This window comes from Paenibacillus methanolicus (assembly GCF_008124765.1).
Classification (GTDB): domain Bacteria; phylum Bacillota; class Bacilli; order Paenibacillales; family Paenibacillaceae; genus Paenibacillus_Z; species Paenibacillus_Z methanolicus.
On record NZ_VNHS01000005.1, the window covers coordinates 1 to 22,059 of the forward strand.

A 22,059-nucleotide genomic window follows, 5' to 3' on the forward strand; every position below is an offset into this window, starting at 1 on the left:
AGACGCGCTTTTTCCTCGGGAGTAAACGTTCTTCTTGTCGGCTTCATACAACTAAGATACTCCTTTTTGCTGTCTAGTTTCTATGTAGCATTATAGTTTATCTATTTAGTTTTTATTAACTAGTTAAAATGAATAGTTAAGCACTTCAGTAGTATCATAATTGGATTAAGCTAACGGCGGGAGACGATAACACAATGACCCAGGCTGCTGAATAATCGGAGCTTGTCAGCTAACGGGTAGTTAAAGTTTGCTTACGAGCATGGGCTAAAGGTTTATAAGGATGCTTGAATAAATTATTAATGAGGAAGAATCTAGTATGTCAAACGAATTTACTGAACTGATTGTCATGAAGAAGTCGCGAAAGAAACCTGTAGTGGGTGATGTTTTCGTTATTCAACCAAAGGAGAACCACTATTACTTTGGTAAAGTAATTGAGACAAATATCCAAGGAAAGAATTTAAATTTTCAAGGTATGAATCTGATATACATGTATAACTGTCTATCTCACGATAAGGAAATACCTGATAATTTGGATGAATGTGAATTTTTATTCTCCCCAACTGTAGTGAATTTTCAAGGTTGGTTAAAAGGGTACTTCGAAACGGTGGGGAATCAGTCTGTCACTGTTAAGGAGTTAAACGTGGACTACGGTTTTTTTGATGATTTCGAGACACAAGATAAGTTTTATAATTTGGAAGGTGAACGCATCTCACATAAACCCAAGTTCTTGGACTTTGTAGGACTCTCAAGTTATGGATACGTAGGTAGACAGGCTCATCGAGTGCTGTTCGGAAAAGAGTATCAGTAAATACGATGAAGCCTCCTGCGATTGTATTATAATATCACTGTTAAACTAACGAGGAACGATAGCGCAACAATCAACAGCGGCAGCCGGTCAGAAAGATCGGCTGCCGTCGCTGCGCTAACGGGCAGATTACGCTAACGAAAACGGCACCTCTGAAAGTGTAAATGTATTCATTTTTACTTAGTAGCGGTATATCGCTTTTACCGTTCAATGTGCAACCAAAATATGGTATTGTTATCTTAAAACTGTACTAAGAGAAGGTGCTGATATGGGGTATTGGGGATATGGTGTATTTCAAAATGATTTTGTAGGAGATTGGGTAATAGATCTCATTGAAAGCGACAGCATGAATTTAATCGAAGAAGCAATTCAATTACCACTTAAAGACGCTTTTATTGAAGCTGACACTGCAAGCATTGCCATAGGGGCAATCGAGATTTTATTAGCATTACAAGTTACTACGAATAGGAAACAAAACCTTAAAGAAATTCATTCCTGGGAATATGAAGAGTTGGAGGAATGGATCGAAAATCATAAAGGACAAGGGGGTAATCTGTTGGTAGATGCTCACCGTGCACTAGTTAAAATAATCGCGGAATCTGAACTGGCGGAATTATGGAAAGACTCAGATCAGCATAATAATTGGTTAAAAACAGTGAAGGATTTGGAAAACAGGTTGTCGCAAACTTCAAGAGAAATAACGGGATAGGTAAACGATCCCCGTAGACTGAACCAGCAATAGAAGACGACGAGAGCATTAAGCTATCGAGGAACGATAGTTAAGTCACTACATGACGGAAACCACCCAAAGAGGACAGATACCATGGGCGATGCGAAGTTCAAAGTGCTTTTCCAATGCAATTTAGAAGTTAACCTCTATAAGCAGTTTAATCATGAATGTTATTATGCTGAGGTGCTCGAAGTTGACGAAAAGACTCTCTCCTTGATATTTACGGATTCATATCCCTTGAATTGTAAAGTATGCGGGTATGGACCTGTATCGACGCGACTACTAAATGAAGATATAGACCTGAGCCTTCTTTTTGAGAAATGGAACTCGGACCCTGACTGGTGGAGTTAGACTTGACTGCAACGATGATTATGCTAACGGAGAACGTTAGTTCAATGAAACAGCGACAGTCTAGGACTTTATTTTCTCGTCCTTGGCTGTCGCTGTTTCATTTTCTAAGTTCAGTCTAAAACTTATTTTATGGAGTCTGACGGTATGACAATTCGAAAAATCACGTGGAATAAAGACATCCAGTCTAATACTTTATTTTCTGCTCACACCAGGAATACTTTTTATTGAGTAATCGAATGAAACTCAGACACTAAATCTTCTAACCGTTCATCAGTTCCAGTGTTTTCGATTGGTGTGAATACCCTCAATACGAATTCACCGCTTTCAGAAACTTTGAAATTATTGTAACGAAATGTCAACAGGCCAGCTTGAGGATGTTGGATCACTTTTTCTCCTTCCGAATTTCCGGAAACATCATGCCTCCCCCACCACTCCCTGAACTCCTCACTGCTGTTATATAACATGTTAACTAGTTCCTGATACCACGAATCATTTATGTATAAAGCATATCTGCTTCTGAAATGAGCTAACAGCAAGGTGGCAACATTTTCCCAATTGACAATGCGAGCTTCCTTATCCTTCATCATGAACATCCGCCAAAGGATATTTCTCTCGATCTCTTTCGCTTGATTAAAGTTTCCACAGACCTTATTCGTCATTTGGTTCCATGCGAAAACATTCCAGCGCTTATCGAGGACATAGGCAGGGTACGTCCCCATTCTGTCAAGAATCCTTTGTATAGCTGGAGAAATGGACGCATCCACTGTCACGTGTGGAAGTACAGCATGGTTGGCCAACACGAATAGATGATTGCGTTCGTCGCTGCTAAGTTGAAGGGTACGAACCAAGCTTTCCAGTACTTGTTCCGATACTTGAATATCCCGTCCCTGTTCCAGTGCGGTGTACCACGGTAAGGAAATGCCAGATAGACTTGCTACTTCTTCCCGCCTCAGACCAGGCGTGCGACGACGTGAGGTCTCAATCGGTAATCCCGCCTCATGCGGAGATAGACGTGAGCGGCGAGTCCGGAGAAAATCAGCTAGTTCTTTTCGTCTTGTTTCAGAATTCATTACAAGGATTCACCTCCATATCCTGTTAGTTTTTATACCAGTATCCGTACGCTTAGTATTCGGAGTAGTACTACAAACACAGACCTGTTTGTACGTTTATTAACTAATTATAATCGACCCAAGGGAGGAATAAAAATGAAACATTTAATTATTTTCGCACATCCATACGCAAAGAGTTTTGGGAGAGGAATCGCGGATACCATTGTAAACGAGCTAAAAAATAAGGAAGCTGAAGTAAGATTTAGAGATTTATATGAAATTGGCTTTGACCCTATTCTTAAGGGTACGGATATCCTTAATTTACGTAGTGGAAATCATGCTGAAGATATCAAAGCCGAGCAGGAGCATATCAAATGGGCAGATGTTATTACATTTGTGTATCCTGTTTGGTGGGCTGGTTTGCCGGCAATATTAAAAGGATATGTGGATAGAGTATTTGCTAATGGCTTTGCATTTCATAATGTGGATGGTAGAACGGCCGGGCTTCTACAGGGGAAAAAGGCATTATTGATTAGTACAACCGGGGCTTCGGATGATGTATATGAACAGATTGGGATGCATAAGTCCATGAAGCAAACTACGGATGGAGCCATATTTGAATTTTGCGGAATGGAAGTTATCAAACATGTGTTTTTTGGAGGCGTTCCTACTTCAACACCTGAAGACCGCACTAACTATCTTGGCCAAGTAGAAGAATTGATAAGAGATAATTTTTAAATTTCACAACTATCCTACACTTTAGGAGGAAAGATTTATGCCAGTAATTACATTAGAAGGATCAAAACTAACAAAAGAACAAAAACAGCTACTAGCAATAGAATTTACGGAAACGGCATCGCGTGTTACTGGAATTACAAAAGAAACATTTTATGTTTTTATTAAGGAAAATGAATTTGAAAATATAGGTGTTGGTGGGCAACTGCTAAGTGACAGAGAATAATCAGAATAACAGACAATTAAGGGGGCTGGAATTGTGGCCCCCTTTTGCTAATGTGCCACATTTGCAACAGCCGAAGCATCTGTGTGGGAAGGACTTCCGTAGTCGCAATGACCAGGACGGTGGCGTGTTTGGATTCCCCGGGCGAAACAACAAATAATGGAGGTTGAATTAAGATGAAAATTGTAGTAGCTGGGGCGACCGGTGTCGTCGGACGGGCACTCATTCCTATTCTTATTCATGAGGGGCATGAAGTCGTCGGATTTACGAGAAACCCGGATACCGCAACCGAATTGAAAAGAAAGGGCATAGTGCCAGTTATTCTAGATGTTTTTAACCGCAAAGCTGTGTTTTCGGCATTACAGAAAACAAAACCGGATGCCGTGATTCACCAGCTCACCTCGTTAAGCGCTATAAACTTCTCTGACAACGCGAGAATCCGAAAAGAAGGGACGCGTAATCTTGTGGATGCGGCACTTGCGGCAGGCGTTGGCAAAATGATCGTCCAAAGCATTTCGTGGGCTTATGAATCGGGCGATGGGCCGGCAGCGGAAGACTGCCCGCTTGACCTGGACGCCCTGCCTCCGCGGAGCACAACGATTGAAGGTATCCGTGCACTGGAAAGCGCATCTACCGAAATGCCGGAACATGTTATCCTGCGGTACGGCTTGCTTTATGGAAAAGGAACGTGGTACGCCGCGGATGGCTATATGGCTGAGCAGGCGCGGCAGCGGCTTCTGCTAGCGACGGGTGGAATTAGTTCATTCGTGCATATCGATGATGCAGCGCTAGCTGCGGCAAATGCGCTCAGCTGGCCTTCCGGATGCTACAATATCGTTGACGACGAGCCGGCTGCCGGCACTGATTGGCTGCCGATCTTCGCTGATGCCGTAGGCGCCCCACTACCGGACGTTCAACTGGGACACACGGCCTGGGAGCGCGGGGCCCTAAACGGCAAAGCCCTTAGGAACGGTTGGAAGCCGCGCTACACCTCGTGGCGCGATGGATTTAGGTTAGCACTGGGATCCGCCTCATCGTAAGAGTTGCTCAAGGGTTGGCTTCTTTTGCTTTAAAATTTTTAAAGGTTAAACCTAAACCGAGAATGAATAAGCTGAGGTGGGAATCCTGTTCTTGTTCTGGCTAGGCGATTTGCACACTTAAGTGACTTACAGTTCTCGCGCATTCGATGCTTACGCTAACGCGAAACGATAATTGATTGCCGGATAATTATAATGATGCTTAATTCGTTATAACAAAGGGGAGTTAACATGCCATATATCAACTTACAGGTAACCAAAGGTGCTAATCGCGAGCAAAAATCGCAGATTGTTAGGGAGTTTACGGAAACACTTGTAACTGTTCTTGGCAAAAAGCCAGAACATATTCATATCGTTATACAGGAGATCGAAGAGGAGAATTGGGGGTTTGAGGGTGTACTAACCGATGACTACCGAAAGAGAGAAAAATGATTTCGCCGCCGCGGTAGTCGCTCTCCTTAGCTTGTTGAAGTAACGGAGAACGACAGAGGAATACACACAGCGGCAGCCGATCACTTGATTGGCTGCCGCTCGTCGTTGAACTAAAGGGAGTTTACGTCAATGAACGATTAGAAACTTCTGAGGTGACATGGCGTAATATTAGGAAAAATATAGCGAGGAATATAAAATGCAAACGTTGCTACTAATAGTATTTATCGTAGTTCTTCTGGTTGGCATTATGTTCGGTATTCTTTTTAGAAAAAGGACAGGAACATTAATATTAATAATCATGGCAATTTTCTTGGTTAATGTACCAGTGCTGCTTTTAATGACATCCACTTCACGAGAAAACGTTAAAGAATGAAATGACAAGGGTTATAGAACAACATGGTGGAGAATTAAAAAATATTTATCGTATTAAAAACGAAGATACACCATTCGGTAATGATTACAATAAATACAAAGAAATATACAGGGTTTCGTATTATAAAAATAATGTTCTGCACACAGCATGGTATAGAGCTGTAAAGACTGCAAATAACATTCACGATCAAACCCCTGGTCCATATGGCGGAGGAATTGGAGAAAAGTGGATTTTTGAAGAATAACGATCTATTAACCTATCGGTAACTATAGCTCAATTGGAGGTACTATGTTATGGAGAAGAAAACCATTATGATTGAGTTTGATATATCGAAACCAAAATAAAAGAACTTTATGATTGGCTTGAGAGAATATCTAAAAAGGAATTTAACGAAGAAACAATTAGATACTGGTACGAAATGATGAATCTATATAAAAAAGGACACAGTGAAAGAATTCTTAAACCTGAACGTTGAACTATCGGAGAACGCTAGTTCAACACGCCCCTGCTGATTATTAAAACCTCTCCTTAGAAGCAAACTAGATTTAATAGCTTCTAAAGGGAGGTTTTGTTATGCAATTAAGTGAACTGTGGAGGTTGTATGAAGCTGACAAGCGCATTCAAGGATTCAGTACAAGAACTTTAAAGGCATACGCCCTTCAGCACAAAATGTTGATGCAAGAGCTAGGTAATATTGAGATCACAGAGGTAACGTTAACCATGCTGAAGGAGTACTTGGCAAAACAAGCCGATCGTTTGAAGCCAAGCAGCCTAGGTCATCGAATTCGGTTTGTTCGTTCTCTTTTCCGCTACGCTTATGAAGAGACATATCTGACTTCAAATCCTTCTCTAAAATTAAGAGAACCGAAATTGGATAAGCGCATTCCAAAGTTTTTGATTGAGGAAGACGTCATACACTTAAAGATCTCTTGTCAGTCACTCAGGGAAAGAGCGCTGCTGGAGTTTCTCTACAGCACCGGCTGCCGGGTTGGAGAGGTGGAGAAGATCAACATCGAGGATCTGAACTGGGAGAACTGCTCAGCAATCGTTAATGGCAAGGGATCGAAGCAAAGAGAAGTTTATTTTACGACAGAGTGCAAAGTATGGTTAAAGAAGTACCTGGCCAGCCGTGAGGACTCCTGCAAAGCCTTATTCGTTACCGATACGCATCTAACAAAACGAATGGCCATACCCACGATTAGATGGGCCTTAAAACGGCTTGCAGATCGGGGAGAAATTGAAGCGAATGTATACCCGCATCGCTTTCGACATACTTATGCATGCCAGCTCCTTGATAACGGTGCCCCCTTAGATTTCATCCAAGGTATGCTAGGTCATGAGAAAGCATCGACCACTCAAATTTACGCACAGCTCCGCGGCGAACGTCGGAGAGAGCTTTATCGACGATTTTTTTAAGTATCCAATGGCGGCGGACCCCATTTAGAATTTCGCCGCCGTTCAACTAAAGGGCAGGATAACGGGATGGTATAGTATAATAATACGGTGAGGAATAGGGGGGAGACTAAGCCATTTGTTAAAGAAAATCATTAAAAAAACAATTATAATTTATGCAATTCTTGGATTTTTGATTGGTTTAGGCATGTTTGGTTATTCATTGTATGACGATAAATATGTATTCCATTTTGGAGAGAAACAATTAAATGGTGTAGTTGCAGGAGTAATAGCTGTTCCCTTTTTAACCATAATAATGGCTATTGTTGGATTTTTTCATTCTCTCATGTTCTGGTTCCCATTATCCTTCATCTACAAGAAATTGAGAAGAGGTAACGGCGGTTCGTTGAACTAACGGGAGACGTTAGCGCAATAATCAGGGTGCAGATGGCCGCGCTGCAGCTGCTCCTATTTTTTGTTGAAGTAATGGGACAGGAAGTTCAACATTCTGTCGCCATGTTGCGTTATATAAAATGAATCCAAATTTAGTTAAAGGAGTGTTCGGAGTGAATCGTGAGGAGTTTATCATTTTTACTGCACTTTCAAATTATTTAAAAGAACTAGGAGTAAATCTGGCAGAGTTTTTAAGCAAGGAAGAGTTGAAAAAATATACAGAAATCGGCGAAAGTTATTTAAACATCAATAATGAAGAATTTAGGGATGAGCTAAAAGACATTATCAAAGGAATGTCAAAACAGTTTTTAACATAGATTGTGACCTTTCTCCGTGAGATCATTAAGACTTAGGTCAACTGTTCGGCAGTGTCATTAAAATAACTGTGAGCGATAGCCCAATAACCAGGGAGCAGTTTGCCACGCGGCAGCTGCTCCCTCCTTTATTGAAGTAACGGGCAGATTACTTAAAAAATAGCGACAAGTACAAGTCTTACCAGGCTCTGGCTAAACAAGGATATCGCATGAAGCCAAGCTGTTTAACCCTGTAGAAAACGAGGATCATCTCAAGTGGCTTCATACGGTCATCTCCAACGCTAAAGCCTTTATTGGTGGCACGTTTTACGGTCTTAACTCGAACAAGCGTATCTGGATGAATTCTGCTATCGGTTCAACCGACTATCTCAGTGTTGTGTTTTGTCAAAAACAATAACCTATCCTGACTTAGTTGGATAATCAAAATTCATTATTAAGAATTTGAAACTCTCCTTCAGCGAATGTTGTATCCGCATAACCGTCACCCCATTGACAAAGCGCTCTTAGAATCGGCTCAAGCGATTGCCCAAGCTCTGTAGTCGAATATTCGACCTTCGGAGGGACCTGATTGAACATTTTCCTGCTAACAAGTCCATCAGCTTCCAATTCTCTTAGGGTTTGGATTAGCATTTTTTGAGTGATACCATGCACAAGTTGCTTTAATTCGCTCGTTCGTTTCGGACCTTTCATCAAATAGTATAGAACTAGTCCTTTCCATTTCCCCCCAATTACCTCCATGGTAACTTCAAGGTTACAATAATAAACTTTCATGTTGTATCTCCCTTCAATTACAATTATTACTTTTTAGTTACTATATAACAAAAAAGTGGGTACTATTATTATGGTTATTTTTATTAAATAATATCATTTATGAGATGTACTGAACAGTTGTTTGATGACAAAACGACGGACAGACATACTTAAAGCACCTTTAAAAGGAGAGTCATAGCATGGGAAAGTTTAATGGGAAAGTGGCAGTTGTTACAGGAGGCACTAGCGGTATCGGGCTTGTAACGGCACAGCAGTTTGCTAAAGAGGGGGCGCATGTTTATATCACGGGGCGCAGACAAAGTGAGCTTGATGCGGCTGTGAAGCTGATTGGAGATAATGTAACTGGTATTCAAGGCGACGTTTCCAATCTGGCGGATTTGGACCGGCTGTATGAAGCAGTGAAGCAAGAGAAAGGTCATTTGGACATTCTTTTTGCTAATGCTGGAATAGGCTCATTTCTTCCGTTGGGTGAAATTACGGAGGAGCATTATTACAAAACCTTCGACGTTAATGTAAAAGGAACGATATTCACAGTTCAAAAGGCATTACCCTTGTTTCCGAACAATGTAGGTTCGATTATCCTGACTGGGTCTATGGCAGGTTCAATGGGAATGCCGGCATTCAGTATCTACAGCGCTACAAAAGCGGCAATCAGACAACTAATTCGCAACTGGATTCTTGATTTAAAGGGAACTCAAATTCGTGTTAATGTGGTTAGCCCTGGAAATATTATTACACCAGCTCATAATGAATTATTTGGAGCTGAGCTCGATAATGCTATGGAGTATGCCAAGTCTACAACGCCGTTAGGTAGATTGGGGACATCTGAAGAAATTGCAAAAGCAGTTATGTTCCTAGCTTCCAACGAAAGTAGTTATATCACAGGGACCGAATTGTTTGTGGATGGCGGAGCTGCACAAATTTAGTTCGGAAGATATACCACTATGATAAATAATGGTAAGCACGACTCCCAATTTTTGAGTTGGACTGACTGGCTTGCCTGCGCTTATTAGGTGTTGCGAGACAATCCAAGGCAGGAGTATGAGTGAACTAACTGGAGACGTTAGTAGAATAAAGACACCGCGGCAGCCGGCCACAAGATCGGCTGCCGTTCGTCGTTGAACTATCGGGCAGGATAGTTCCAACGCATAAGGGGTAAAATATGCTAAAAAATCCTTTGTGAATGGATGAAAATAATGCTGGTGAAGAAACAAGTGCAAATCTTATTAGTGATAGTACTTTCCGTCTCGGTTGGAATCTGTATCTGGCAGGGATATCAATTGAGGGCAAAGGAAAAGAAGATTTCCCAATATACATCGCAAACCATGTTCACTGCAGTTACTCGCCTCAATGGAGTTGGAACTGCTATTGACTCAGTAAATAAAAACAAATGGGTGGGACAGGATTACCGATTATCCATGCTCAACTGGCAGACCATGACATTAGAGAGCCTGCAAAGCACCCTTTCTGCTTTAAGCTCTGGTATTATTGAGATTCCAAATGAGCAAATACAAAGTATTTCGGACTTGTATTACAAATACTCGGTGTGGCATGGCAAAGCGGTTGACATCCTTTATAAGCAAGGTCCACTTTCAACGGAGGAAAAGGAATATTTATTAAAAATGAGCAATGTCTTATCTGACATCAAATCATTTCTCCCGACAAATTGGAAAGATACCAACGCACCTATATCTTACTTAATGGAATTGGATAAAAAATTGGTTGAATTCGATTAGCCATACCAGTAGTACTAACGGCGAACATTAGTTGAACTAAGACAGCGGCAGTCGAAGACTTTATTTTTCAAGTCTTGGTCGGCCGCTGTTTCATTTTTATGTCAGTCTAATATTTATTTTTCGAAGTCTGGCGATTTTCAATCTCAGAAGCCCCGTTAAATCGCGTCTTTCAGTCTGCAGGGAAACGATGCAAATCAAGATAACTGCGCGGTTAGTGGGGCGCGAATGTCAATTTTGCGAGAACCGGGCCCGTACTAATCGTCACATAGCCGGGCGCGGGCGAAATAAGTGTTGAGGTGGGCAAATCTACCTTCCGTACCTCAAGGCTCCTCCATCTCCGGCGCTTCCAGCACCGAGCTGCCCGGGACGTTGGTAATCGAGCGTTTGCCCTCCAAATTGATTTCGATCTCCGCCATGATTTGTTCCAGGCTGACCGGTTCGTTCGTGTTCTCATGCTCGTTCGATGCTGTCATTCCAAGACCTCCATGTTTTGGCATTTGCCTTAGCTTTTCATGCGGGAGGCGCGATCATGCATGCGCTGAATATGGCGCTACCCGGTTCGTCCTTCGGGTGGTACAATCAGACCAAAACGCGGCGCATGCGCCGGTGGGGGAAGCGAGCATGAGCAGTCGCAAGCAAACGCTGCAGGAATCCGCCCTGTCGCTGTTTATCGAACAAGGGTACGCGGGCACGACGATCCAGATGATTTTGGACCGGTCCGGCGTATCGAAGGGGACTTTCTATAAATTTTTCGCCTCGAAGGAAGAGTGCTTCCTGGCCATCCTCGAGCAGCGGCTGCAAGAGGACCTGCATATCCGCAAGTCGCTCGAGGGGAACGTCTACGCCTCGGACTTCGAGCTCTTGGTGGACCAGATCGCCGTTCCGATGGCTTCGCCGGACAAGGAGCGGACATGGAGCCTATTCTGGGCCGGCTTCTATTCAGGCGAAGTCCAGGCGGCTGATCTGGGGCGGGTCCAGTTGAATTGGCTGGCCGATCGTCTCGTCAGCCTGTACGGGGAAGAGATTCGGCCTTTCGCGTACGAGGGAGCGGTGTTGTTCTACGGCATGCTGCACCAGATGGCGAACACGTGGCGGAATTTCGACCGGCCCGATCCCGATTGGAAGACGGCGGTTCCGAAGGTTCTCCGGCATATCGGGCTCGTGCTGAACGCGATGCGGGAGCGGGGGGAGCACGTATTCGACCTGCCGACGTTGTCGCGGATGAGCCAGGGCGAATATCCGAGACGACCGGATAAGGAGGCGCTGAGCGAGGAGCTTCGCGCGTTCAACCGGTCCGTCCAGCGTTCGAAGGAGCCGGTGAAAGCGAAAGAGTTGACCAAGGGACTGCTGGCGGCGATGGAAGCGGAGGCGCTCAACGCCTCGCTGCTGGAGGCGGTGCTGCATGCTTTCGAACGGAGCTTCGCGGCGGATGAGCTAAGCCGGGAGGCCGGGCGAATCGCGCAGGGCTGCTGGTGGTATTTGGAGCAATTCAAACACGAATAGCGCGGAATCGACATTTCGCGAGAACGGCCGGCCCCGATGCCGGCTGTTTTTGTTCGCATACAAGGATGAATAAGTTTCGCGCTTATCCAACATTTTGTATGTCTTCGGAATGAAACGCGATTCGCCGTACCGAGACGGCGGAATCCGTATTACCTGGGTTCAACCGCAAAATGAACTAATCGTCTAGTTCGATTGCCTAATTAATCAGCGTAATCAGATTGGTTGTTTCGTTGGATTACCCGCAAATATACGACTCGTATAAAATGGGAATTGTTGGGGTGATGATGAGGCGTTACGGTGCTGCAATCGAGATTATGATGGAGGTGGAATGATGTACAACAAAGTCATAGCGGTTCAAGACATTCCGGCGTTCCGCTCGAGATCCGAGGAGTTCTTCCCGCTCGAGTGGTACAAGCGGATGCTTCACGATCATCCGGTCTATTACCATGAAGCGACGGACACGTGGAACGTGTTCCGGTACGAGGACGTCAAGCAAGTGCTCAGCAATCATCAACTCTTCTCCAGCGAGGGCGAACGTTCGGCGATCGCGGTCGGCGCGAAGAACAAGGAAGGCGGCATTCCGGACAAAATCAACCTGACGCTCAAGGACCCGCCGGAATCGACCCGTCGGCGCTCGCTCATCTCCGCGGCGTTCACGCCGCGCGCGCTGGACAACTGGGAGCCCCGCATTCGCCAAATCGCGAACAAGCTGGTCGAAGACATGAAGCCGGACGGGCCGATCGATCTCGTGCAGACCTTGTCCGCGCCGCTGCCGTCCATGGTCATGGCCGACTTGTTCGGCGTGCCAACTGACGACAGCGTGCTGTTCAAGAACTGGGTCGATATTTTGTTCCAGCCCCTCGAGAAGGGCAGCGAGCAAGAGACGGAGCTGCGCAAAATGTCCGCGGCAAAGCAATATTACGAGTACTTGTATCCGATCGTCGTCCGGAAGCGCACCGATCCCGCGGATGACATCATCTCCGATCTGCTGAAGGTCGATATCGAAGGCGAACGGTTCAGTGACGACGAGGTCGTGCGGACGACGATGCTGCTGCTCGGCGCCGGCGTCGAGACGACCAGCCATATGATGGCCAGTCTTTTCTACTCGCTGCTGCACGACGATCCGCAGCTGTTCGGACAAATGCGCGAAGATCCGGGGCTCGTCCCGCAGACAGTCGAGGAGATGCTCCGCTACCGGTTCCATATTTCCAAACGGGACCGCACGGTCAAGCAGGACACCGACGCGCTGGGCGTGGAGATGAAGAAGGGCGACGTTGTCATCGCGTGGATGAGCGCGGGCAACATGGATGAGCAGATGTTCGCCAATCCGTTCACGCTGGACATCCACCGGGGCAACAGCAAGAAGCACTTGACGTTCGGCAACGGGCCTCACTTCTGCCTGGGAGGTCCGCTCGCACGGCTGGAGCTTAACATCGCGCTCACGGCGTTCCTGCAGCGCTTCAGCCGAATCGAGCCGGTGGCGTTCGATCTCGAGAAGAGTCTCGTGATGTCGGCGCCGGGCCAATCGCTTACGCGTCTGCCGATGAGGGCCGTGCAGTAGACGAGATGAGATAACGGAACTCCGAAACTGTCGAGCAGCGGCTCGGCAGTTTTTTGCGCGTGTTAATCGTATTCCCGCATATCGCTGAGATCTAGACTTTCAGCATGAATGGCGCTTTCGGCGTAGAGCCGCGTGCGGGGACGGTCAGCTCGGCGCCGGTCTGAACTCGGGCGATTCGCTCGTGCCGATCCGCGTCTCGCGTCCGATCGAGATTCAGGTCGATGGCCGAGCGGTCGAGGTCGCCGCATCCGCGCTGTCGGTGAACGGAACTACGCTGGTGCCGATTCGCGTCGCGGAGGCGCTGGGCGCCCAGGTAAGCTGGCAGTCCGAGACGCATACGGTAAAGCTTATAAAAGACGGCCGTACGATCCTGTTGGATGCGGAACAAGGAACGGCGACGATCGACGGCGCGAAAGTACCGCTTCCGGCCAAGCCGCTGGTGGCGGCGGAGAGCGTGCTCATTCCGCTCCGCTTCGTCAGCGAGGCTTTCGGCGCGAAGGTGGACTGGAACGCGGAGACGTATACGGTGGAGATCGTGCTCGCAAGCCGTTAAGCTCGCGGTGATCCGCGATGTTTGCGCCAAGGAAACCAACGCATGTTCACCGGTTGTCCGTACCAACTCATCAAAATCATTGAAGTATCGCATAGATTTCTATCGATAACGCCGTCAATGGGGGCCGTGCTATAGTGATCGCAAGTACACATCATCCCCATTCGGAGGTTATCCCTATGACAACGCAACAACTTCGTTCCCTCGTTCTCGAGACGCCGGCTGCATCGCCGACCGATATTCATCGGCACTACATGAACAAGCTTGCCCTGGAGACGGACGTCGCGGACGTTCATTACGACAGGCAGCACGGTCTCGATGCCTTCGTGCTCATCGACGTTCGCAGTGCGAAAGCTTACGAACAATGCCATATCCCGGGTGCGATCAACCTCCCTTCCAGTCAGATCGGCGAAGAGATGACCGCGAACTTGGCCAAGGATCGGACGATCGTCGTCTATTGCTGGGGGCCGGCATGCAACGGCGCGACCAAAGGAGCGGCCCGCTTGTCCGCGCTTGGGTTCCAAGTGAAGGAAATGCTGGGCGGCATCGAATACTGGCGGCGGGAAGGGAATGACGTGGCGGGTACGCTCGGCCAATCGGCGAACTTGGTCGGCTGAGAAAGCGAAGTAGCCGGCTCCATGTTAGCCACGCCCTTGGCGGGAACGACGGAGGCTGCATCATGTTTCCCCTGCTGGGAAAACTAGGTGCGCACCGCGTGAAGGAGGATGAGCGAATGGAGCAGGAGTCGGTTAAGCCGTTATCCGGTTATGCAGAACTTGAAGCAGCGGTAGAAGTGCGTGAAGCGGCAGAAGCCGAACAAGCCAATCTGGCGATGGAGCGCGAATTCCATGGCGAGTCGAAGCAGGAGCGTTTCCTGCGGGAGGCGGGCTACTCGCCGCCTTTCTCCCGGAATTGATCGGCGGAGAGCCCGGCCATGGCGCCGGGTTTCTTCGTGCATGGGGGCATTCCCTAGAATAATTTTCCAGGTAATAACCGCCATCTATAGGTCGCATAAAATTAATTGATAGCACTTTCAACGCATGGATGTTCTCTTCCACCCTCGCTCTCGTATATAATTAAGCCACGTAAATAAATGAGGATTAAGGTGATCGCGCATGAGCAACCGGAAGCAGATACAGATTCATGACGGCATCGAATATGGCATCACGGAAGATGGCGACGAGTATTGGGAAGCGGAGATCCAGCACGTTGACGAACAAGACGGCCACATTACCGATCTGATCGCGGTGAAAGTCATATACGACGATGAGCTGAAGGAGCTGCGGACCGAAGTGCACTACTTGGCCGAAGGCGACGAGGCGACACCCGCGGCAGAACCTTTCATTCCCGAGGCGAAAGCGAAGCTGCTTCACGCGGTGAACGAGGAATTGGGCACGTCGTTCGAGTAGGAAGCCGAACCATTGCAGGAGCGGGCCGCCACGGCCTGCTCCTTTTTTCGTTGGATGGAGCGAGCGCATATCCGCAACATTCCCTTTTCAGGATGCGTCTGGATATTAGTTAATATAGTCGATTCGAAAGGAAGTTGATCATGAACGTGAAGCTGGCGGCAATGGTACTCCTAGTCGCGTTGTGCTCCGCCTGTGCGAATCGCACGGTTCAAGAGGCACGCGATCCGAGTACAGATCATCAACAAGCGGTGTCGTCGCCGGCCTCCGCTTCCGCTCTGGATTCGGATCAGGGCGATCTCTCGGTTCGGGCGCTAGGCACCCACACCGACGGGCGTCTGCTCATTAAGCCGGGTACGCGCGCGAACGTGCACGCGCTGGGGGCACCGAGTTGTTATGGGCTGGAGACCGACCTCAGTTGGACGGGAGACTACGAAGCTTGGTGGGAGCCTGCATCCGGCGCGTCGTCCGGCAAGCTCTTCGCCTTCCCGATCGACTTCGAGATCATCCAACCGAGCGACGAACCGATCCAGCTGCAGCGGCTAACCGTGGGGACCGCCGATCTGTTCGTTTTTGTTCCGCGCTATACCGATTGTCATGCACGCGAGACGTATCTGTTCGGAGTCGAGGATGGGCAGGCATTCCCGATTACGTTCGATATGAAGACCGGGCTGCCGTTGTCGCGCATTAGTCAGCACCCCCTTCATCCGCTTCGCGCAGAGCGAGACGAGCTAGTGGTGTACGGGGGACAGGGGGCAGGGCAGGATTCGATCGCGGTCTATCATTTCCGATATAATGCCGGCAATCATTCGATGGTATTGGAGCGGGAAGAGCAGCAGGCGCCATAGCCTCATATGAGGAGACGGGACTCTCGGTTCAGGGGAGCGAGCTCTATGCGGTATACGGCGGTCCTCGGATGGAATATACGTATCCGGACGGGAATAAAGTCGTCTTTGTGATGTTTCTCTTTCATGCTTGGACGGATTACGAGCAGCACCTATCGGAATGCGGGAATCGGATACATTTCGAGGATTCGCTTCACGAGTCGCTTCAATTACGGTTCTGGCACCTCCATGACTTGACCATGGATCAAATCAATAGCGCACAGCGGCCCGTATTCGAAGATTTGATCAAAGGGGAATCGAGCCTTCTTCGATCATGACGTTGAATCAAGAGCGAGGTGTTAAAGGTGAAGGATTGTCCATACTGCGATATAGCGGGCAACGGCGACAAACACGAGATCATTCTTCGCAATGACCGCTGTACCTATTCGTTGTTGGAGCGGCAAGAGATCTGCGGGGCCGGCATCATCGTACCGAATGAACACCGGGCAACCGTATTCGATTTGACCGAAGCAGAGTGGGCGGCGACGTATCGTTTATTAGGCGAGGTCAAAGCCTATCTGGATTTCAACTACGCGCCGGACGGGTACAACATCGGGTGGAATTGCGGCGCCGTCGGCGGGCAGCATATTTTTCACGCCCATATGCACGTCATCCCCCGGTATGCGCACGAGAAGATGGCCGGCAAAGGCATCCGGTATGCATTCAAAACTGAGAACGGAGAGGATTAGAGCGGCGCATGCAATGGAATGAAGGGAGGATAAAGTGATGCAACTGCTAGCGAAAATAACCGATCTCGAGGCGGTAGGTGAAGCCTCCGGTGAGCTCACGCACGTATCGCGGCATGCTTCGCGGGGCGTGCTGCTGGACGATGGCATGCAAGTCGCCTTGATGTACATGTCGACCGTGGAGATCTACAAGCTGCCCGGGGGGGGCGTCGACGAGGACGAAGATATCGAAGCGGCCTTTATCCGCGAAATTCGAGAAGAGACCGGCTATGAGGCGGAGATCACGCATGTGTTGGGCATCGTGGACGAGCATAAGCAGCGCACGGGCTTCCTGCAGCGATCGTATTGCTACATGGCCCATGCGGTCGGCGAACTCGGTTTCGCCGCGCTCACGGAGAGCGAGGCCAAGCTCGGCATGAGGGCGGTGTGGATGCCGATCGAACAAGCTTTGGAGTGCTTGGAAGCGTCCTTGCGACAGTGCGACGATTATTCCGCGCGATTCATGGTCATGCGGGACAAGCGGATCTTGGAGGAAGCGAAGCGCGTGCTCGCTAGAGGAGCGGTTCGAGGCCAGTAGCCGGAGCGAGGCGAGGAAGGCCGACGAAGATGAACAGAAGAACCGGCAAGCTTAATGAATGAACGATAAGTGGGAATGAGGCGGAAATACGTGAAGAATCTAGCGTCTACGCTCTTGTCGGGGGTCCTCCTGTTAGCCCCGGTTACGGGTTCCATGCATGCGGAAGAACGTGCAATCCCAGTAACGATGGAAGAGAACGCGGTGAGCTTCGAGGTTCACCCGTTAATGAAGCAAGGAAGCGTGTGGGGTCCATTTGAGCGGGGGCAAGCGTGGATTTCCTCGCATGCGCGGAAGAACATCAAACATCCAAGCGGCAATACTTCCGGTAATTTAAACAATAACGGGCATTACGCCTTTTACAAGGAAACCATCTATTATAACAACCCGGCAGATGAAGGAAAGCTGTACAAGCAGAAGAGCGACGGCTCCGAGCGGCGAAAAATTAGCGATGACGGATATGTCGAATATATCAACGTGGTTGATGACAACATTTTTTACTTCAGCGACCATCAATTAATCCGAACGAAATTAGATGGAACAGAACGAGTTGTCTTGCGCGATTTTGGAGTAGGCGGCTTGAATGTGATGTCGGTCGTCGGAGAGTGGATTTATTACACGGAGGGGCACGAGATGTTCGGCGCTCTCTACCGCATGAGAACAGATGGCACATCGATAAAGAAGCTGGAGTCCAATCCGGTCTCAAGGCTTGTAGTGGATAAGGAGCGCGTTTATTACGTGATTCATACGCACAAGCTGTTTGTTCTTGATGCGAACGTAGAGGGCAAAAAGAAGCTATTGGATGGCGGCAGCATCGCTTCCCTCATACTAAAAGGAACCAGCTTGTTTTTTAACTACAATGGCCAGCTTTACACCATGGGGACAGACGGACAATCGCTGACCGAGTTGTCCGACCGCGATGCCCGAAACCTGAATATTGACGGTGAGTGGCTTTACTACAGCGATCATTCCGAGTACAGCAAAAAGTTATACCGAATCCACCTTAGGGACCGGACTGTGCAAAAACTCAACGATCAGAAGACGTTTAATATTCATCTTGCAGCCAACAGGATTTTCTACTACAGTCCTGATCGAAACGAGATCGTGTCGATAAACATACCGTAATGCGAATCTCGTTTGCAGGCTTGAACGAGAACCAGAGCAATTGCTTGTAGAAGGGAAACAGCAAATCGAGGAGGACTGCAGCTTGATTTATGTGGTTCGGCACGGTCAAACGGAGCTTAACCGAGCAGGAAGGCTCCAAGGTAGAAAGGGTTACCCTCTGAATGAATGTGGGATCGAGGAGGCCATGCGAGTTAGAGACCGACTGAGTGATGTTGTTATTGACTATGTATACGCCTCGCCTCAAGAAAGAGCCATTCAAACCGCTCAACTTGCAACGGGCAAGCAGCCCATAATCGATGAAAGAATCGATGTATTTGATCTTGGCGAGGCGGACTTATTGAAAAAAGACGAAGTTAAAATGAATGGCGGCGTACCGGACTCCAGATTCTATAATGGCGTTGAACAAGTACCGGACTTTGTAAACAGAATCTTTTCTTTTATGGATGAATTAAAAGTTAGATATGGAGACAGTGAGATTAATATCTTGATTTCCGGACACAGATGTACGACGGGGTGTATTGGCGCTTATTTCGAGGGTATTCCCGAGGATGGCAATATTCTCAGGTTCTCGTCCAATAACGGCGAGTATAAAGTATATTCGCACAAATAAGGGTCGTTAGCAGCCCTTACTCAGCGTCAACCGAACGGCTGACATCACATCGACTCCCCATTTTCCTCTGAACAACCAAGATTGCCCATGTTCTTAATAAGCAGCACAGCTTCCTCAACGCTTCTCTTCACGATATCCGCCGTTGGTTGATCGGTGGCTAACCGCAGACCTTGGCCGGCCCAGAGCGACATATACTCGGGGTTGCCCGCTTTGGCAGCCGCCTGGCGGATATCTCTCGTCAACGCATTTTGGATCGGGTAGGCGGGAACGGTCCCCGGATAATCGCGCATGTCCTTCATGAAATCCGTGAGAATGCCGCGCGCCGCTTTGCCCGAATACGCATTCGTTACCTCGGTCGAATCTTCGCCCGATGAAAGGATCTTCTGCTTATGGGCGGCATGGGCGCCGCTCTCCGCGCTGGCTAGGAAAGCCGTACCCATCTGAACGGCGGAAGCCCCTAATGCGAGGCTCGCCACAAGCCCGCGTCCATCCATAATCCCACCCGATGCGATGACCGGAACCGTAACATGATCCACCATTTGCGGAACAAGCGCCATTGTGCCGATTCGCGCATCCGCGGTGCTCGTTAAGAACGTTCCGCGATGTCCTCCGGCTTCGCTGCCTTGAGCCACGATCGCATCCACGCCGGCGGTCTCTAAGTCGATCGCTTCATGGACCGTCGTGGCGGTGCCGATGACCACAATCCCTCGCTGTTTCATCGATAGGATAATCTCCCGCGAAGGGATCCCGAACGTGAAACTGAATACGGGGACATGTTCTTCCAGCACGACTTGGACCTGTTCCTCGAACGACTCTGCGGCCTTGGGGATCGATGGATTTGGAGCAATCCCAAGCGCCGCGCGAAATGTATCCAGGTGGTTGTTCATGTCGGCAATGTTATCTTGATGCGTCATAGACGGCTCAGGTATGAAAAGGTTAATTCCAAAGGGGCGATCTGTTCGCTGTTTGATCTCCTTAATGGCGTGCCGGATTTGATCAGGCGACAAATATCCTGCCCCGAGACTCCCTAGCCCTCCTGCATTTGAAACGGAAGCAACTAAGTCCGCGGTCGTTGGACCGCCTGCCATCGGTGCTTGAAGGATCGGATATTGAATGTTTAGTTTGCGTGTTAGTTCTGTTTCCATGATTGCGCCGCCTTTTGTGCATCGGAATCGAAATGCCGTTGTTCTTCGTTTCGTCAATAGGATACCACATACCGGAACTTAATTTCCGCGACTCCATTGAAAAAGAACAGCTGCACGTAGCAAACTGCTCTTAGGGGTTTGGTTTATGTTTTCTGGTGGTCGAATAACCGGAAGGAGTCAATCGTTTAAACGCTTTTTTTTGTAATTCCTGAATGGTATCTATTTGTGTACTGATATCAAAGAAAGCTACGTCATCATATAGAAAACTTATTTGCTGTGAAATTTTAGCTGCCTCCAATAATTTCTTCAATTCTAGAATTTCTATGTAATCAGTTTCAGTTCCGGCAAGTTTTATATTAAATCGAACATTCACCTCTAAGGAGCTGTAGAGTTGTTCCTGAACCTCTTCGTAATTCGGAATTGGATTAGGAATATCATTGATCCCGCCAGAACCGTCCAATCCCACGTCACACTTGGCATTAGTACGATGTATACTTAGGAAAGCTGTGCAAATCTTCGTTGCTTCCTCTGCCCATAAAGCTTGAGGGTAGTTATCCCATATCCCTCTATAACCTTCTTCTACATAAAAATTCAACTCATTCGTGGTGCTAACATGTGCGGTATATCTCATCTCTATGAAGCTATAGTTTACGGATTCAATTTGAGTTTTTAAGTTGGGATATGTGGTTGCAAGATAGTTCTCAACCTCAAGTTGATATGAATGTTTCCCCCAAGGCGTGCCGCCATGAAGTTCAAAGTAACATTGAATCGAAAAATATAGCAATGCTGATATTGGGATACCGAAAAGTAAGCATTTCATGAGTTTCTTCAATTTATTTAATCCTTTCTGCGTATTTAAAAGTAGATGAAGTTATTCTATGACAAAGGGTAGCAACAACCATACGTTCTGAAAAGTACCACATTTTCTTAGTACCTGACCACTGCCACCATCGCCTGTTACCGATTGAATGAGGAAGAAAATAGTTGACGGCTACCGCCATATCGTTTATTTATTAATTAATAAATAAATGCGATCCGCGATCGCTATGGGAGGACGTTCAATGGCTAAAGTCATACCGGGTAGATACACAGCTCGTATGGAAGGGGATTTCGTCGTCTTTATAATCGGCATGCGCGTCAATCGGCTTTGGGCGGTACACAAATGGCTGCCGGTCTTTCAGGCCATGGGTCCGATGCTGCGCGAACTGTACACGAATCGCAAACTCGGCTTCCGCGGCACGGAGTTCATGCTGGGCTGGCGCAGCGTCCATCTGCTCCAATACTGGGATTCGTATGAGCAACTGGAGACTTATGCTCGCGGCGGACAGCATCTTAGCGCTTGGCGGAATTTCAATCGCAAGGTCGGCACGGACGGAACCGTTGGCATCTACCATGAAACCTATAAAATCCGATCGGGTGATTATGAGTGCGTATACGGTAATATGCCGGTGTTCGGGCTAGCAAAGGTGTCGCAGCACGTACCGGCCGTCGGCCATATGGAGACGTCTCGCCGCCGCATGGGCGGGGAGAATGAGCCGGCCGTACCGACGCCAAATAATCCACAATGATCATCGGTGACTAGGAGAGAAGGCTGGCGCATCCGGGATATTCTCC

29 protein-coding genes and 1 pseudogene are annotated in these 22,059 nt (G+C 47.9%); 25 read left to right on the plus strand and 5 right to left on the minus strand.

From position 1 onward, the window contains the following. Positions 1 to 316: 316 nt before the first annotated feature. Together BCM02_RS13900 and BCM02_RS13905 are read left to right on the plus strand one after the other, a co-directional pair. Complete coding sequence (locus BCM02_RS13900) at positions 317 to 808, plus strand: immunity 26/phosphotriesterase HocA family protein (protein WP_148929722.1); 492 nt, start codon at positions 317 to 319, stop codon at positions 806 to 808. Between the two features lie 265 nt (positions 809 to 1,073). Further along, positions 1,074 to 1,514 (plus strand): DUF4259 domain-containing protein, encoded by a 441-nt coding sequence (locus tag BCM02_RS13905; protein ID WP_148929723.1) that lies wholly within the window; start codon positions 1,074 to 1,076, stop codon positions 1,512 to 1,514. A gap of 593 nt (positions 1,515 to 2,107) precedes the next feature. On the opposite strand, the gene BCM02_RS13910 is transcribed toward BCM02_RS13905, so the two are convergent. Further along, entirely contained in the window at positions 2,108 to 2,956 is an 849-nt protein-coding gene (locus BCM02_RS13910; protein WP_148929724.1) for a helix-turn-helix transcriptional regulator, read from the minus strand. Positions 2,957 to 3,091: 135 nt separating this feature from the next. On the opposite strand from BCM02_RS13910, the gene BCM02_RS13915 reads away from it, so the two are divergent. The 9 genes and pseudogenes from BCM02_RS13915 to BCM02_RS13955 form a co-directional block, all read left to right on the plus strand. After that, entirely contained in the window at positions 3,092 to 3,673 is a 582-nt protein-coding gene (locus BCM02_RS13915; protein ID WP_148929725.1) for an NAD(P)H-dependent oxidoreductase, read from the plus strand. Positions 3,674 to 3,710: 37 nt separating this feature from the next. Further along, a complete protein-coding gene (gene dmpI, locus BCM02_RS13920; RefSeq protein WP_148929726.1) occupies positions 3,711 to 3,896 on the plus strand; it encodes a 4-oxalocrotonate tautomerase DmpI in 186 nt (61 codons plus the stop codon). Between the two features lie 173 nt (positions 3,897 to 4,069). After that, the gene (locus BCM02_RS13925) at positions 4,070 to 4,933 is read left to right on the plus strand and encodes an NAD-dependent epimerase/dehydratase family protein (RefSeq protein WP_148929727.1); all 864 of its coding nucleotides are present in this window, start codon (positions 4,070 to 4,072) and stop codon (positions 4,931 to 4,933) included. A gap of 228 nt (positions 4,934 to 5,161) precedes the next feature. Continuing rightward, on the plus strand, positions 5,162 to 5,362 hold the full coding sequence (locus BCM02_RS13930) for a tautomerase family protein (protein ID WP_148929728.1): 201 nt from the start codon (positions 5,162 to 5,164) through the stop codon (positions 5,360 to 5,362). A 374-nt stretch (positions 5,363 to 5,736) separates the two neighbouring features. Beyond that, positions 5,737 to 5,979, plus strand: a complete 243-nt coding sequence (locus tag BCM02_RS13935) for a hypothetical protein (RefSeq protein WP_187434210.1) — start codon at positions 5,737 to 5,739, stop codon at positions 5,977 to 5,979. A 329-nt stretch (positions 5,980 to 6,308) separates the two neighbouring features. Then, the gene (locus BCM02_RS13940) at positions 6,309 to 7,151 is read left to right on the plus strand and encodes a tyrosine-type recombinase/integrase (protein WP_148929729.1); all 843 of its coding nucleotides are present in this window, start codon (positions 6,309 to 6,311) and stop codon (positions 7,149 to 7,151) included. Positions 7,152 to 7,266: 115 nt separating this feature from the next. Continuing rightward, the gene (locus BCM02_RS13945; RefSeq protein WP_148929730.1) at positions 7,267 to 7,542 is read left to right on the plus strand and encodes a hypothetical protein; all 276 of its coding nucleotides are present in this window, start codon (positions 7,267 to 7,269) and stop codon (positions 7,540 to 7,542) included. 151 nt (positions 7,543 to 7,693) lie between these two features. After that, entirely contained in the window at positions 7,694 to 7,897 is a 204-nt protein-coding gene (locus BCM02_RS13950; protein WP_148929731.1) for a hypothetical protein, read from the plus strand. 155 nt (positions 7,898 to 8,052) lie between these two features. Continuing rightward, positions 8,053 to 8,314 (plus strand): annotated as a pseudogene (locus BCM02_RS13955) (transposase); the annotation flags it as partial. On the opposite strand, the gene BCM02_RS13960 reads toward BCM02_RS13955, so the two are convergent. Next, a complete protein-coding gene (locus tag BCM02_RS13960; RefSeq protein WP_148929732.1) occupies positions 8,315 to 8,665 on the minus strand; it encodes a winged helix-turn-helix transcriptional regulator in 351 nt (116 codons plus the stop codon). A 179-nt stretch (positions 8,666 to 8,844) separates the two neighbouring features. Between BCM02_RS13960 and BCM02_RS13965 the strand changes: the two genes are divergently transcribed. After that, positions 8,845 to 9,591 (plus strand): SDR family NAD(P)-dependent oxidoreductase, encoded by a 747-nt coding sequence (locus BCM02_RS13965; RefSeq protein WP_148929733.1) that lies wholly within the window; start codon positions 8,845 to 8,847, stop codon positions 9,589 to 9,591. 270 nt (positions 9,592 to 9,861) lie between these two features. Then, positions 9,862 to 10,401: a hypothetical protein gene (locus tag BCM02_RS13970; protein WP_148929734.1), complete on the plus strand. Its 540-nt coding sequence runs from the start codon at positions 9,862 to 9,864 to the stop codon at positions 10,399 to 10,401. A gap of 320 nt (positions 10,402 to 10,721) precedes the next feature. Here BCM02_RS13970 and BCM02_RS35265 read toward each other — a convergent pair whose 3' ends face one another. After that, entirely contained in the window at positions 10,722 to 10,874 is a 153-nt protein-coding gene (locus BCM02_RS35265) for a hypothetical protein (protein ID WP_187434211.1), read from the minus strand. A gap of 148 nt (positions 10,875 to 11,022) precedes the next feature. Here BCM02_RS35265 and BCM02_RS13975 point away from each other — a divergent pair, with 148 nt between their 5' ends. The 11 genes from BCM02_RS13975 to BCM02_RS14025 all read left to right on the plus strand — a co-directional run bounded on the left by BCM02_RS13975 (position 11,023) and on the right by BCM02_RS14025 (position 19,300). After that, complete coding sequence (locus BCM02_RS13975; protein WP_148929735.1) at positions 11,023 to 11,904, plus strand: TetR/AcrR family transcriptional regulator; 882 nt, start codon at positions 11,023 to 11,025, stop codon at positions 11,902 to 11,904. A gap of 331 nt (positions 11,905 to 12,235) precedes the next feature. Further along, complete coding sequence (locus tag BCM02_RS13980; protein WP_148929736.1) at positions 12,236 to 13,465, plus strand: cytochrome P450; 1,230 nt, start codon at positions 12,236 to 12,238, stop codon at positions 13,463 to 13,465. A gap of 181 nt (positions 13,466 to 13,646) precedes the next feature. After that, positions 13,647 to 14,018: a copper amine oxidase N-terminal domain-containing protein gene (locus tag BCM02_RS13985; protein ID WP_187434212.1), complete on the plus strand. Its 372-nt coding sequence runs from the start codon at positions 13,647 to 13,649 to the stop codon at positions 14,016 to 14,018. Between the two features lie 176 nt (positions 14,019 to 14,194). Beyond that, positions 14,195 to 14,632: a rhodanese-like domain-containing protein gene (locus BCM02_RS13990; RefSeq protein WP_246183372.1), complete on the plus strand. Its 438-nt coding sequence runs from the start codon at positions 14,195 to 14,197 to the stop codon at positions 14,630 to 14,632. Between the two features lie 62 nt (positions 14,633 to 14,694). Then, entirely contained in the window at positions 14,695 to 14,931 is a 237-nt protein-coding gene (locus BCM02_RS13995; protein WP_148929738.1) for a hypothetical protein, read from the plus strand. Positions 14,932 to 15,130: 199 nt separating this feature from the next. Further along, entirely contained in the window at positions 15,131 to 15,424 is a 294-nt protein-coding gene (locus BCM02_RS14000) for a hypothetical protein (RefSeq protein WP_148929739.1), read from the plus strand. A 140-nt stretch (positions 15,425 to 15,564) separates the two neighbouring features. Further along, positions 15,565 to 16,269 carry a hypothetical protein gene (locus BCM02_RS14005; RefSeq protein ID WP_148929740.1) on the plus strand — a complete coding sequence of 235 codons (705 nt, stop codon included), beginning with the start codon at positions 15,565 to 15,567 and terminating at the stop codon, positions 16,267 to 16,269. A 341-nt stretch (positions 16,270 to 16,610) separates the two neighbouring features. Then, on the plus strand, positions 16,611 to 16,994 hold the full coding sequence (locus BCM02_RS14010) for an HIT family protein (protein ID WP_148929741.1): 384 nt from the start codon (positions 16,611 to 16,613) through the stop codon (positions 16,992 to 16,994). Positions 16,995 to 17,031: 37 nt separating this feature from the next. Continuing rightward, complete coding sequence (locus BCM02_RS14015) at positions 17,032 to 17,568, plus strand: NUDIX hydrolase (RefSeq protein WP_148929742.1); 537 nt, start codon at positions 17,032 to 17,034, stop codon at positions 17,566 to 17,568. Between the two features lie 90 nt (positions 17,569 to 17,658). Continuing rightward, a complete protein-coding gene (locus BCM02_RS14020) occupies positions 17,659 to 18,690 on the plus strand; it encodes a DUF5050 domain-containing protein (protein ID WP_187434213.1) in 1,032 nt (343 codons plus the stop codon). A gap of 82 nt (positions 18,691 to 18,772) precedes the next feature. Then, a complete protein-coding gene (locus BCM02_RS14025; protein WP_148929744.1) occupies positions 18,773 to 19,300 on the plus strand; it encodes a histidine phosphatase family protein in 528 nt (175 codons plus the stop codon). 44 nt (positions 19,301 to 19,344) lie between these two features. Here BCM02_RS14025 and BCM02_RS14030 read toward each other — a convergent pair whose 3' ends face one another. After that, positions 19,345 to 20,448 carry an NAD(P)H-dependent flavin oxidoreductase gene (locus BCM02_RS14030; protein ID WP_148930130.1) on the minus strand — a complete coding sequence of 368 codons (1,104 nt, stop codon included), beginning with the start codon at positions 20,446 to 20,448 and terminating at the stop codon, positions 19,345 to 19,347. Between the two features lie 127 nt (positions 20,449 to 20,575). Further along, positions 20,576 to 21,277, minus strand: a complete 702-nt coding sequence (locus tag BCM02_RS14035) for a YfjL-like protein (protein ID WP_148929745.1) — start codon at positions 21,275 to 21,277, stop codon at positions 20,576 to 20,578. A gap of 229 nt (positions 21,278 to 21,506) precedes the next feature. Here BCM02_RS14035 and BCM02_RS14040 point away from each other — a divergent pair, with 229 nt between their 5' ends. Further along, on the plus strand, positions 21,507 to 22,013 hold the full coding sequence (locus BCM02_RS14040) for a DUF4188 domain-containing protein (RefSeq protein WP_148929746.1): 507 nt from the start codon (positions 21,507 to 21,509) through the stop codon (positions 22,011 to 22,013). Positions 22,014 to 22,059: the final 46 nt, after the last annotated feature.